Source organism: Kitasatospora sp. NPDC127111 (assembly GCF_042677465.1).
GTDB lineage: Bacteria > Actinomycetota > Actinomycetes > Streptomycetales > Streptomycetaceae > Kitasatospora.
In genome coordinates this window covers 1-12,388 of sequence record NZ_JBHXTG010000017.1, presented here as the reverse complement: position 1 = coordinate 12,388, position 12,388 = coordinate 1, and the positions used below count along the sequence as shown (strand labels likewise).

Below are 12,388 nucleotides of genomic sequence, written 5' to 3'. Positions count from 1 at the left end.
CGGGTCAGTTGGCGAAGGCGTCCAGGACCTGCTCGTACTCCTGGCACCACCACGCCAACTGGCCCGCGGAGGCGGGGTAGAGCGGGTCGGCCCGGTGGTCGGCCCGCTGGTAGCGCCACTGGAGCATCCAGAAGTCGTTGAGCCGCTCCCACCAGACCCGGTGCACGGCGGCCGCCAGGTGCTCCGCGGTGGCGGCCCCGGTGGCCCGGTAGGCCTGCGAGTAGTGCCGGACCCGGACGAGGTCGAGCACGCCCGTCGTCCGGTCGTTGAAGACCAGGGTGGCGGCCCGCACGGCCTCCTCGGCGCGCGGCTGCGGCCCCAGTTTGTCCCAGTCCAGGACGGCCGAGATCCGGCCGTCCCGGTGCAGCAGGTTCAGCCCGTGGAAGTCGCCGTGCGTCCAGCCGGTGGGCGGGGCGGCCTGGGGGGCGGGGCGCCGGTGGGCGTACTCGGCGAGCAGGTCGAGCCGCTCGGTGAGGCGCCGCTCGGCGAGCACGTCCAGTTCGCCGTGCGGGCGGTGGTTCCGGGCCCGCAGCCGGAGGTCGCGGGCGAGGGCGGCGCTGTCCAGCGGGTCGGCGGTGCGGTAGCCGGCCGGTTGCGCGACCGGGGCGCAGACGTCGTCCAGCGCGCCGTGCAGTCGGCCGAGCAGCGCGCCGAGCGCGTCGCACTGCGGCAGGGAGAGCTCGGTACCGTGCTGGTGTCGGCCATCCACCCAGGGGAAGAGCGCGAACAGCCGACCGCCGAACGCGGCCACCGTGCCGGGCTCTTCGCCGCAGCCGAGCGGGGGAGCGACGGGCAGCCCGAGGGCGTTCAGCGCGGCCATCGCGCGGTGGTGGTCGGAGATCGCGGTGCGGTTGGCGGTGGCGGCGTCGACGTAGCACTTCAGGAAGTACGTGCCGGCCTCGGCACGGACGCGGTAACCCCGGTTCAGCAGGCCCTCGGCGACGGGCTCGGCGGCCAGCAGCCGCCCGACCCGGTAGCGGCGCAGGACCTCGGCCAGAGCGGGGTGCGGGACGGGCGGGCTGAGGGTCCCTATCGGGGGTGCGGAGAGGTCGGGGCGGGCCGGGGCACAGGCGAGGGTCTGGCTGAAAGTCACAGCCTGAGAGTAGGGCCCCTCGGCGGGGTCCCTTGACAAACCGTCAGTTATGTGTAGACGACAGACGATCGGGTCGAATCAGTGCTGCTGGTCGGCCTGGTGACGGGCCACGAAGGCGGCGGCCTGCGTGCGCCGCTCCATGCCCATCTTGGCGAGCAGGCTGGAGACGTAGTTCTTCACCGTCTTCTCGGCGAGGTGCAGTTCGTTGCCGATCTGGCGGTTGGTCATCCCCTCGCCGATCAGGTCGAGGATGCGCCGCTCCTGCTTGGTGAGCTGGGCCAGCCGCTCGTCCTCCTTCTCGCCGCCGCTGCGCAGCCGGGCCAGCACCCGGCTGGTCGCCACCGGGTCGAGCAGGGACCGGCCGGCCGCGACGTCCCGGACGGCGGTGATCAGGTCGGTGCCGCGGATCGCCTTCAGGACGTAGCCGGAGGCGCCCGCCATGATCGAGTCGAACAGCGCCTCGTCGTCGGAGAACGAGGTCAGCATCAGGCACTTGATCTCCGGCTGCCGGGAGCGGACCTCCCGGCAGACCTCGACGCCGTTCCCGTCCGGCAGGCGCACGTCGAGCACCGCGACGTCGGGGTGGACGGCCGGGATCCGGGTGAGCGCCTCGGCGGCGGTGCCGGCCTCGCCGACCACGTCGATGTCGTCCTCGACCGAGAGCAGCTCGTGCACACCCCGCCGGACCACCTCGTGGTCGTCGAGGAGGAATACCCTGATTTGTCCGTTATCAGTCACCCGCAAAGCCTCCCATATCACCCTACGAAAGACCTATCGCCCGCACCGGACCGGGATCGCTATCCGGCCAGAGCAGTCCAAACCGATGCCCGTAACCCCCTTACGCGGAGGGCTCCGCCCGGATAACGTGCGCTGGTGTCCTGAAGGCGACCGAATTGAGAGCTGCGCCACACCCGCAGTTGTCGAAGCCCAACAAGTAGGACGTCCTAGCGCAAGGGCGCCAGGGGCTGCCGCTGGGTAACGTTCTCGTGAGGGACGCCGTCGGAAAAGGATCACCACCTGCCCCGCAGTAGGTGCGCACACCCACGCGCGCCCCGCGAGGCGGTGACCGGACCGGTCACCGGCGACCCCGGGCGGCCGGACAGACCGAGGAGTGAACGTGACCGTCAAAAGCACGGCGAGGGCTCGCAAGAAGGCGGCCCCCGGCGTCCCTGACACCCTCCGCGCCACGGGTACGGACGCCCAGCCGGAGCTCGTACAGCTGCTCACCCCGGAAGGCGAGCGGGTCGAGCACCCGGACTACCCGCTCACCACGACTCCGGACGAGCTGCGCGCCCTCTACCGCGACCTGGTGCTGGTGCGCCGGTTCGACGCCGAGGCGACCGCGCTGCAGCGCCAGGGCGAGCTGGGCCTGTGGGCCTCGCTGCTCGGCCAGGAGGCGGCCCAGGTGGGTTCCGGGCGCGCCATGCGCACCGGCGACTACGCCTTCCCGACCTACCGCGAGCACGGTGTGGCCTGGTGCCGCGACGTCGACCCGCTGAACCTGCTCGGGATGTTCCGCGGTGTGAACCACGGCGGCTGGGACCCGAACGAGAAGAACTTCCACCTCTACACCATCGTGATCGGCTCGCAGACCCTGCACGCCACCGGTTACGCGATGGGCATCACCAAGGACGGCGCGGACGACGCGGTGATCGCCTACTTCGGCGACGGCGCCTCCAGCCAGGGCGACGTCAACGAGGCCTTCACCTTCGCCTCGGTCTACAACGCCCCGGTGGTCTTCTTCTGCCAGAACAACCAGTGGGCGATCTCCGAGCCCACCACCAACCAGACCAAGATCCCGCTGTACCGCCGCGCCTCCGGCTTCGGCTTCCCGGGCGTCCGGGTCGACGGCAACGACGTGCTGGCCTGCCTGGCCGTCACCCGCTGGGCGCTCGACCACGCCCGCAGCGGCAACGGCCCGGTGCTGATCGAGGCGTTCACCTACCGGATGGGCGCGCACACCACCTCCGACGACCCGACCCGCTACCGGCAGGCCGAGGAGACCGAGGCCTGGAAGGCCAAGGACCCGATCACCCGGCTCAAGGCCCACCTGGAGAAGGAGGGCCTGGCCGACGAGGAGTTCTTCGCCTCGATCGACGCCGAGAGCGAGCAGCTCGGGCTGCGGGTCCGCGAGGGCGTGCGCAGCATGCCGGACCCGGACCCGACCCTGATCTTCGACCACGTCTACGCGGAGCCGCACGCGCTGGTCGATGAGGAACGGGCCGAGTACGTCGAGTACGCGGCCTCCTTCGAGGCGGGGGAGAACCTCTGATGGCCGGTCAGCTCAGCATCGCGAAGGCGCTCAACGACGCGCTGCGCAAGTCGCTGGAGAACGACCCGAAGACCGTCCTGATGGGCGAGGACATCGGCAAGCTCGGTGGCGTCTTCCGGATCACCGACGGGCTCCAGAAGGACTTCGGCGAGGACCGGGTGATCGACACCCCGCTCGCCGAGTCCGGCATCATGGGCACCGCGATCGGCCTCGCGCTGCGCGGCTACCGCCCGGTGGTCGAGATCCAGTTCGACGGCTTCGTCTACCCGGCCTTCGACCAGATCGTCACCCAGCTGGCGAAGATGCACGCCCGTGCGCTCGGTCACGTGAAGCTGCCCATCACCGTCCGCATCCCGTACGGCGGCGGCATCGGCGCGGTCGAGCACCACAGCGAGTCGCACGAGGCGTACTTCGCGCACACCGCCGGCCTGCGGGTGGTCACCCCCTCCAGCGCGCACGACGCGCACTGGATGCTCCGCCAGTCCATCGAGTCGGACGACCCGGTGATCTTCCTGGAGCCCAAGCGCCGCTACTGGGACAAGGGCGAGGTCGGAGACGACCCGATGTTCCCGCTGCACTCGGCCCGGGTGGTCCGCCAGGGCACCGACGCGACGCTGATCGCGTACGGCCCGATGGTCAAGGTCTGCCAGGAGGCCGCCGCGGTCGCCGAGGAGGACGGCCGCCGGCTGGAGGTCGTGGACCTGCGCTCGCTCTCCCCGGTGGACTTCGCCACCCTGGAGGAGTCGGTCAAGCGGACCGGCCGCGGCATCGTGGTGCACGAGGCGCCGGTCTTCATGGGCATGGGCGCCGAGCTGGCCGCCCGGCTGACCGAGCGGTGCTTCTACCACCTGGAGGCGCCGGTCCTGCGGGTCGGCGGCTACTACGCGCCGTACCCGCCGTCCCGGGTCGAGGAAGCCTTCCTGCCCGACCTGGACCGCGTGCTCGACGCCGTCGACCGCGCGCTCGCGTACTGAACCGGGGAGCGAAGATGACCACCGAAGTTCGCTCGCTCCGCGAGTTCAAGATGCCCGACGTGGGCGAGGGCCTCACCGAGGCCGAGATCCTCAGCTGGTACGTCAAGCCCGGCGACACCGTGACGGACGGCCAGGTCGTCTGCGAGGTGGAGACCGCCAAGGCCGCCGTGGAGCTGCCGATCCCGTTCAACGGGGTGGTCGAGCAGCTGTTCTTCCCGGAGGGCGCGACGGTCGACGTCGGCACCGTGATCATCTCGGTCGCGGTGGCGGGCGCCGCCCCCGCCGCGGCCCCGGCCGCTCCCGCCGCCGTGCCGGCGGCCGCCCCCGCGAAGGCCGAGCCGGCCGAGCCGGAGCGGCGCGAGGTGCTGGTCGGCTACGGTCCGCGGACCGGCGGCACCCAGCGCCGGGCCCGCCGGACGACCACCACGGTGGCCGCCAAGGCCCCGGCGGCGCCCGTCGCCCCGGTGCCGGCCCCGGCCGCCCCGGCTCCGGTGGCCGTGCCGGTGGTGCCCGAACAGCCCTCCGGTGACCGACCGTTGGCCAAGCCGCCGGTGCGCAAGCTGGCCAAGGACCTCGGCGTCGACCTGCGGGCCGTCACCCCGACCGGCCCGGCCGGAGTGATCACCCGCGAGGACGTGCACGCGCACGCCTCGGCGGCGGCCGCGGTCGCCGCGGCGGCCCAGGCCCCGGTGGCCGAGCCGGCCGAGGCGCCCGTCGCGGGCCCGGTGGCCGTGCCGGCCACGACCACGGGCGACGTCCGGGTGCCGATCAAGGGCGTTCGCAAGGCGACCGCGCAGGCGATGGTGGCCTCGGCCTTCACCGCCCCGCACGTCACCGAGTTCGTCCAGGTCGACGTCACCCGCACGATGAAGTTCGTCCGCCGGCTCAAGGAGAGCGGCGAACTGGGCCGGGACGTCCGGGTCAGCCCGCTGCTGCTGGTCGCCAAGGCGCTGCTCACCGCGATCAAGCGCCACCCCGAGATCAACGCGCAGTGGGACGAGGCGGCCCAGGAGATCGTCATCAAGGGCCAGGTGAACCTCGGCATCGCCGCGGCCACCCCCCGCGGCCTGATCGTCCCCAACATCAAGGACGCGGGCGGCAAGACCCTCTCCGGCCTGGCGACCGCGCTCGGCGAGCTGATCGACACCGCCCGCCAGGGCAAGACCTCGCCGAACGACATGCAGGGCGGCACGGTCACCATCACCAACGTCGGCGTCTTCGGCGTCGACACCGGCACCCCGATCCTCAACCCGGGCGAGGCCGCGATCCTCGCCTTCGGCGCGGTCCGGGAACTGCCGTGGGTGCACAAGGGCAAGGTGGTCCCGCGTCAGGTGACCACGCTGGCGCTCTCCTTCGACCACCGCCTGGTGGACGGGGAGCTGGGCTCCAAGGTGCTGGCCGACGTGGCCGCGCTGCTGGAGCGCCCGAAGCGCCTGATCACCTGGGGCTGACGACCCGGAACCGATGAAGGGGCCCTCCTCCGCGCGGTGGTGCGGAGGAGGGCCCCTTCTCGTGCCCGCGGGCCGGTCAGCGCCGGGGACGCAGCCGGCGCGCGGCGAACCGGGCGCCCGCGCCGAGCGCGAGCAGGACGGCGCCGACGGCGGCGGTCAACCACCCGGCGTCGACACCGGTCCGGGCCAGCTCGGGGGCACCGGTGGTCGGCCCGGCGTCGGCCAGCGGGGTGGCGGGCTCCGCCACGGCCGGGACGACGGCCGCGGCGGCCGGGGCCGGGACGGCCGCCGCGGCGACCGGGGCCGGGGTGCGGTCGGCGACGGGCTGGGCCTGGGTCTGCGTGGCCCCGGCGGCGGGCTTGGCGGTCTTCGAGGGGGTGGGCTTGCCCGGGGCGGGCTTGGCGGGGGCGGCGGGGTGCACCACGGACATCTCGTTCTCCTGGTAGTCGCCGTGGTTGTCCTCGGCCGAGCCGGAGACGTTGACCTGGATGCGGGTCAGGCCGTGCGGGGCAGTGGCGGAGAGGCCGACGCGGAAGGTGAAGTGGGCGGCCCGGCCGTCCTGCAGGGGCTCGCCGTACGGGCTCTCCCCGCCGAGGAAGCCGTCGGAGGAGTGCCCGAGGGAGACCTTCCGCCAGCCCTGGGGCGTGAGTGCCTCGACGGTCATCATGGTGGAGTCCAGGCCGATCATGTCGACGGTGTCGCGGAAGGCCACTCCCGCGGTGACGTGGCGGTAGGGGGCCCCGGTGAAGTTGACGACCTCGACCGGGATCTCGACCTTCGGGCCGCCGGCGGTGATGCTCAGGGACTTCGTCATGAAGAGCCCGGCCTGAACGTGGCCGTTGTGCACCGCCGTGGACGCCGTCGGGGCGGAGCCGGGGTTGGCGGCCTGGCCCGCGTCGGCGGCCCAGGCGGCGTCGGTGGTCAGGAACTGGATGCCGCCGGCGAGGACGGCGGTGGCGGCGATGGTGGCGAGGCGGCGGCGGCCGGAGAGCGAGCGGACGTTCTTCGCAGAAGTGGTGATAACGGACTTGCGCATGACGTGTCTCCCCAGGGTCATGGTGGTGCGGGTGTGTGAGGTGAAGGTGACCGGCGCCGCTCCTGTCGAGCGGTGGCGCCCCCCGGCTTCGCCGGTCTCGCTCTCCGTTGCCCTTCACATGTACAGACGTGCATCCCCGCCGGGGGTTGCAGGTGGGTTCAAAGCTTTTTCGGGATCTTTCGCGTCGGCTTCGGTGGGGTGGGGGGACGGCGAGGGGCCCGTCCTCGTACCGGCGTACGAGGACGGGCCCCTGGGGGCCGTGCTTCTGACTAGCGCTGGGGTCGCAGCCGGCGCACGGCGATCAGGACGCCCGCGCCGAGGGCGAGGAAGGCGGCCGAGGAGGCGGCGAGGAAGGTGTTGCGCTCGGAGGAGCCGGTGTGGGCCAGCTCGGGGGTGCCCGCGGGCGCGGTGGTGGCCGGCGCGGTGGTGGGGGTGGCCTCGGGGGCCGTGGGGGCCGCGGTGGTGGTGTCGGCGGCCGGCTCGGCGGCGGGGCTCGGCTTGGCCGAGGGCTTGGCCGGGGCGGGCTTGGCGGTCTTCGAGGGGGTGGGCTTGGCGGGGGCGGCGGGGTGCACCACGGACATCTCGTTCTCCTGGTAGTCGCCGTGGTTGTCCTCGGCCGAGCCGGAGATGTTGACCTGGATGCGGGTCAGGCTGTGCGGGGCAGTGGCGGAGAGGCCGACGCGGAAGGTGAAGTGGGTGGCCCGGCCGTCCTGCAGCGGCTCGCCGTACGGGGTCTCCGCACCGATGAACCCGTCGGAGGAGCGTCCGAGGGAGACCTTCCGCCAGCCCTGGGGCGTGTGCACCTCGACGGTCAGCATGCCGGCCTCCAGGTTGGTCGTGTCGACGGTGTTGCGGAAGGCCACCCCGGCGGTCACGTTGCGGTACGGCGCCCCGGTGAAGTTGACCACCTCGATCGGGATCTCGACCTTCGGACCGCCGGCGGTGATGCTCAGGGACTTCGTCATGAAGAGCCCGGCCTGAACGTGGCCGTTGTGCACCGCCGCGGACGCCGTCGGGGCGGAGCCGGGGTTGGCGGCCTGGCCGGCGTCGGCGGCCGAGGCGGTGTCGGTGGTGAGGAACTGGATGCCGCCGGCGAGGACGGCGGTGGCGGCGATGGTGGCGAGGCGGCGGTGGGCGGAGAGCGAGCGGACGTTCTTCGCAGAAGTGGTGATAACGGACTTGCGCATGACGTGTCTCCCCAGGGTCATGGTGGTGCGGGTGTGTGAGGTGAAGGTGACCGGCGCCGCTCCTGTCGAGCGGTGGCGCCCCCCGGCTTCGCCGGTCTCGCTCTCCGTTGCCCTTCACATGTACAGACGTGCATCCCCGCCGGGGGTTGCAGGTGGGTTCAAAACTTTTTTCGGAAGTCTTCGGAGGGGTGCTTCGGGATACTGCCGGGATGACGGATGAGCTGACGATCCGACCGGAGACGACACCGGTCGCGAGCGGGGAACGTCGGTCGCTGCGCCGGGACGCGTCTGTCCCGGCGCTGCTGGCCGGGCTGGTGTGCATCGTGGTGTCGTTCTCGGGACCGCTGGTGGTGGTGCTCGCGGCGGCCGCCGCCGGGCGGCTCGACGAGGCGCAGACCGCCTCCTGGATCTGGGCGGTGTCGATCGGCAGCGGGCTGACCTGCCTGCTGCTCAGCTGGTGGACCAGGACGCCGGTGATCACCGCCTGGTCCACCCCGGGTGCCGCGCTGCTGGTGACCAGCCTCGGCGCGTACCCCTACCGGGAGGCGGTCGGTGCCTTCCTGGTGAGCGCGGTCGTGGTGGCGCTGTTCGGGGTGACCGGGCTGTTCGGGCGGCTGATCGCGGCGGTCCCGGCCGGGATCGTCAACGCGATGCTGGCGGGCATCCTGTTCTCCTTCGGCGCCGGGATCTTCGGCGCGGTGAAGGGCGCGCCCGCCCTGGTGCTCGGCAGCTTCGCGGCCTTCCTGCTGGCGAAGCGGCTGGCGCCGCGGTACGCCGTGCCGGCCGCGCTGCTGGCCGGCGCGGTGCTGGCGGCCGTCACCGTCGGGCTGCCGCTGCACCTCGGCCCGGGTGGTCCGACCCGGCCGGTGCTGACCGTTCCCGCGTTCTCCTGGCCGGCCATGGTGGGGCTGGCGCTGCCGCTCACCATCGTCGCGCTGGCCTCGCAGAACGCGCCGGGCCTGGGCGTGATGCGGGCCTTCGGCTACCGGCCGGACGACCGGCTGCTGATCGGGGCCACCGGCGGGCTCTCCGTCCTGCTGGCGCCGTTCGGCTCGCCGGGCGTCAACCTGGCGGCGATCACCGCGGCCATCTGCGCCGGCCCGGAGAGTCATCCCGACCCGCGCCGTCGTTATGTCGCCGGGATGTCGGCGGGCGCGCTCTACCTGCTGGTGGGCAGTTTCGGCGGCGTGCTGGTGAGCCTCTTCACCGGCCTGCCGAAGGAGCTGATCGCGGTGATCGCCGGGGTCGCGCTGCTGGCCTCGCTGCAGGGCAGCCTGGCCGCGGCGGTCGCCGAGGAGCGCGGCCGGGACGCGGCGGTGGTGACCTTCCTGGCGACGGCGTCCGGGATGAGCCTGTACGGCATCGGCTCGGCGTTCTGGGGCCTGCTGTTCGGCCTGGCCGTCCACCTGGTGATCGAGGTGCGGCCGGGACGGAAGGGCTGAGCCGGGTGGCCGGCGGAGGTCACGGTCGGTGAGGAACGACCACCTGGTCGGACTCATCGGTATGACCGGGACGATCCCGGTCGTTCGTCCAGGTCGGTGACATTTTCGCCGGACAGGATGGGGAGACACGCCGGGCCGGGTACGGCTACGCGTCCACCACCCGGGCGACGCCGGGTGACCGGATCCCCGAGGACGCACCCGTATGCCGCCTGGCAACCCTGGCCGTCTCGTCCGGAGTCTGGCCGCGCTCGTGCTGGTGTCCACCGCCGTCCTGCCCTCCGCCCTGGAGCTGGCCGGCCCCTCGCCCTTCGGCGTGATCGGGCCCGGCGCGCCCGCCGACCGGGCGGTGCCGCCGCACAGCGTGCAGCGGGCCGACCTGCGCGCCGCCGGCACCGCCCCGACCGTCGACATAAGGCGCACCGGGGACCCGGCCAACCGGATCACCCTGGTCCTGCTTGGCGACGGCTACACCTCCGACGAGCAGGACCTCTTCCGCCAGCAGGCCGACCGGGCCTGGCGGGCGCTGATGGACATCGAGCCGTTCCGCAGCTACCAGGGGTTCTTCAACATAAGGAGGGTCGAGGTGGTCTCCCCGGTCTCCGGCATCGCCGAGACCGAGAGCCGGGGCCGCAATCCCGCCACCCCGCTCGGCATGCACTTCTGGTGCGAGGGCACCGCCCGGCTGCTCTGCGCCGACGAGGCCGCCACCGCTCGCTACGCCGGGGACGACGAGGGCCCGCAGTACCTGATCGCGCTGGCCAACTCCAGCGAGTACGGCGGCGCGGGTGGCACCGGGGTGACCACGCTGGCCGGCGGCAGCGCGGACGCCGGGCGGATCATCCAGCACGAGATAGGGCACACCGTCGGGGACCTCGGTGACGAGTACGACAGCGCGCCGGACGACGCCGAGTACCCGAACCTCTCCACCGACAACGCGGACGAGATGCGCCGCAAGCAGTCCAAGTGGTGGCGCTGGCTGGGCGCGGAGTCCCCGGACGGGGCCGGGACGGTCGGGGCGTACCGGAGCGCCAACGGGATCTACCGGCCGACCCCGGACTCGGTGATGCGCACCCTCGGCGGGGCGTACAACCTGCCCTCGCGGGAGGCCATCGTCGAGGCGATCTACCGCCGGGTCCGGCCCACCGACGCGCCGGTGCCCGCGCCGGGCGAGGTCACCGGCCGCCCGCGGCTTGAGGTCCGCCCGCTGCCGCTGACCGGGGCCCGGCAGCTCCAGGTCGACTGGACGGTGGACGGCGTCCCGGTGGAGCCGCAGGCGGCGGACCGCAGCTGGCTCGACACCGCCCGGCTCGACCTGGTGCCCGGTCGCAGCAGCACCGTCACGGCCACCGTCCGGGACACCACCGACTGGGTCCGGGACGAGGCCTTCCGCGACCGGTACATGACCAGGTCGGTGTCCTGGACGGTGACCGGCTGAGGTGGTTCGTGTCCGACCCCGCTCGCCCCCGGGCTGGGCGTCCAATGATGGGATGACTAACCTGGGGGGCACTATGCCCGTGGAGCCCGCCGGTTCAGCCCGCCCCCAGTCCGTCCCCGCTCCCCGCTCCACCGCCGAGCCCGCGCCCCCGGCCGGCGGCGGCGTCCCGCCGCCCCCCGGCGGGCGCGCCGCGTGGCTGGCCTGGGCCATCGGCGCCAGCGTCTACGTGCTCGCCGTCATCCACCGCACCAGCCTCGGCGTGGCCGGACTGGACGCCGCCGACCGCTTCGGCATCGGCGCCTCCGCGCTCTCCACCTTCTCCATCCTCCAGGTGCTGGTCTACGCGGCCATGCAGATACCGGTCGGGCTGCTGGTCGACCGGTTCGGCCCGCGCCGGGTGCTGCTGCTCGGCGTCCTGCTGCTCAGCACCGGGCAGCTGGCCTTCGCCTTCAGCTCGGCGTTCGTCCCCGCGCTGGCCTCCCGGGCGGTGCTGGGCTGCGGCGACGCGATGACCTTCATCAGCGTGCTGCGGATCGCCGCGCGCTGGTTCCCGGCCGCGAAGAACCCGTTCGTCGCCCAGCTCACCGGCCTCGCCGGGATGGGCGGCAACCTGGTCACCACCGTCGTCCTCGCCCGGGCGCTGCACAGCGAGGGGTGGACGCCCACCTTCACCGCGATCGCGCTGCTCGGCGCCGCCGTCTTCGCGCTGGTCGCGCTCTTCCTCCGGGAGGCCCCGCCCGGCCCGCCGGTCACCGCCGTTCCGGGCCCGGCCGCGCCCCGGCCCGCCGTCGGCCGGCAGGTCCGGCTCGCCTGGCGCGAGCCCGGCACCCGGCTCGGGCTCTGGGTGCACTTCACCACGCAGTTCCCGGGGAACGCCTTCGGTCTGCTCTGGGGCCTGCCCTACCTGGTCGAGGGCCAGGGCATGTCGCGCACGGAGGCCGGCGGGCTGCTCACGCTGCTGGTGCTGGCCAACATGACCTTCGGCTTCGTGTTCGGCCGGCTGCTGTCCCGCACCGCCCGGGCCCGGATGCCGATCGTGCTCGCCGTGATCGCCACCACCGCGGCCGGCTGGGCCCTCGTGCTGGCCTGGCCGGGCGGGCGGCCGCCGCTCTGGCTGCTGGTCGCGATCATCCTGGTGATGGGCAGCAACGGCCCGGCCTCGCTGGTCGGCCTGGACTACGCCCGCGCCCGCAACCCGGTCGAGCGGCTCGGCACCGCCTCCGGCATCGTCAACATGGGCGGCTTCATCGGCACGATGATCACGCTCTTCGGGATCGGCGTCCTGCTCGACCTGCTCACCCCGGAGGGCGCCGGCGGCTACCCGGCCACCGCCTTCCGCTGGGCGTTCTGCTGGCAGTACGTGCCGCTGGCGGTGGGCACGCTGATGATCCTGCGGCTGCGCCGGAAGGTGGCGGCGGCGTCCTGACGGCGGCGGCCGGGCGGCCCGGTGAGGTCCGGGGCCCGCCCGCGCGGGGCCCCCCCCCCGCACCACCGGGGC

At 73.3% G+C, this 12,388-nt stretch carries 10 protein-coding genes; 6 read left to right on the top strand and 4 right to left on the bottom strand.

The annotated features are described in order from the left end of the window. Positions 1-4: 4 nt before the first annotated feature. Together ACFVHB_RS13635 and ACFVHB_RS13630 are read right to left on the bottom strand one after the other, a co-directional pair. Positions 5-1,093, bottom strand: a complete 1,089-nt coding sequence (locus tag ACFVHB_RS13635) for a phosphotransferase (RefSeq protein WP_380319997.1) — start codon at positions 1,091-1,093, stop codon at positions 5-7. Positions 1,094-1,171: 78 nt separating this feature from the next. Next, positions 1,172-1,831, bottom strand: a complete 660-nt coding sequence (locus ACFVHB_RS13630) for a response regulator (protein WP_380319995.1) — start codon at positions 1,829-1,831, stop codon at positions 1,172-1,174. A 379-nt stretch (positions 1,832-2,210) separates the two neighbouring features. On the opposite strand from ACFVHB_RS13630, the gene pdhA reads away from it, so the two are divergent. The 3 genes from pdhA to ACFVHB_RS13615 are packed head-to-tail and all read left to right on the top strand — an operon-like array spanning position 2,211 to position 5,790. Next, positions 2,211-3,365, top strand: a complete 1,155-nt coding sequence (gene pdhA / locus ACFVHB_RS13625) for a pyruvate dehydrogenase (acetyl-transferring) E1 component subunit alpha (RefSeq protein WP_380319992.1) — start codon at positions 2,211-2,213, stop codon at positions 3,363-3,365. Further along, positions 3,365-4,339 (top strand): alpha-ketoacid dehydrogenase subunit beta, encoded by a 975-nt coding sequence (locus tag ACFVHB_RS13620; RefSeq protein ID WP_380319989.1) that lies wholly within the window; start codon positions 3,365-3,367, stop codon positions 4,337-4,339. Before pdhA ends, ACFVHB_RS13620 begins: the two co-directional genes overlap by 1 nt. A 14-nt stretch (positions 4,340-4,353) precedes the next feature. Further along, the gene (locus tag ACFVHB_RS13615) at positions 4,354-5,790 is read left to right on the top strand and encodes a dihydrolipoamide acetyltransferase family protein (RefSeq protein WP_380319986.1); all 1,437 of its coding nucleotides are present in this window, start codon (positions 4,354-4,356) and stop codon (positions 5,788-5,790) included. Between the two features lie 76 nt (positions 5,791-5,866). On the opposite strand, the gene ACFVHB_RS13610 is transcribed toward ACFVHB_RS13615, so the two are convergent. Beyond that, positions 5,867-6,826, bottom strand: coding sequence for a hypothetical protein (locus ACFVHB_RS13610; RefSeq protein ID WP_380319983.1), 960 nt, complete (start codon positions 6,824-6,826; stop codon positions 5,867-5,869). Between the two features lie 269 nt (positions 6,827-7,095). Further along, a complete protein-coding gene (locus ACFVHB_RS13605) occupies positions 7,096-8,013 on the bottom strand; it encodes a hypothetical protein (RefSeq protein WP_380319980.1) in 918 nt (305 codons plus the stop codon). A 209-nt stretch (positions 8,014-8,222) separates the two neighbouring features. Here ACFVHB_RS13605 and ACFVHB_RS13600 point away from each other — a divergent pair, with 209 nt between their 5' ends. The 3 genes from ACFVHB_RS13600 to ACFVHB_RS13590 all read left to right on the top strand — a co-directional run bounded on the left by ACFVHB_RS13600 (position 8,223) and on the right by ACFVHB_RS13590 (position 12,316). Further along, positions 8,223-9,455: a benzoate/H(+) symporter BenE family transporter gene (locus ACFVHB_RS13600; protein ID WP_380319977.1), complete on the top strand. Its 1,233-nt coding sequence runs from the start codon at positions 8,223-8,225 to the stop codon at positions 9,453-9,455. Between the two features lie 256 nt (positions 9,456-9,711). Beyond that, positions 9,712-10,890 (top strand): M64 family metallopeptidase, encoded by a 1,179-nt coding sequence (locus ACFVHB_RS13595; protein WP_380319974.1) that lies wholly within the window; start codon positions 9,712-9,714, stop codon positions 10,888-10,890. A gap of 73 nt (positions 10,891-10,963) precedes the next feature. After that, positions 10,964-12,316: a nitrate/nitrite transporter gene (locus tag ACFVHB_RS13590; RefSeq protein WP_380319971.1), complete on the top strand. Its 1,353-nt coding sequence runs from the start codon at positions 10,964-10,966 to the stop codon at positions 12,314-12,316. Positions 12,317-12,388 lie beyond the last annotated feature (72 nt).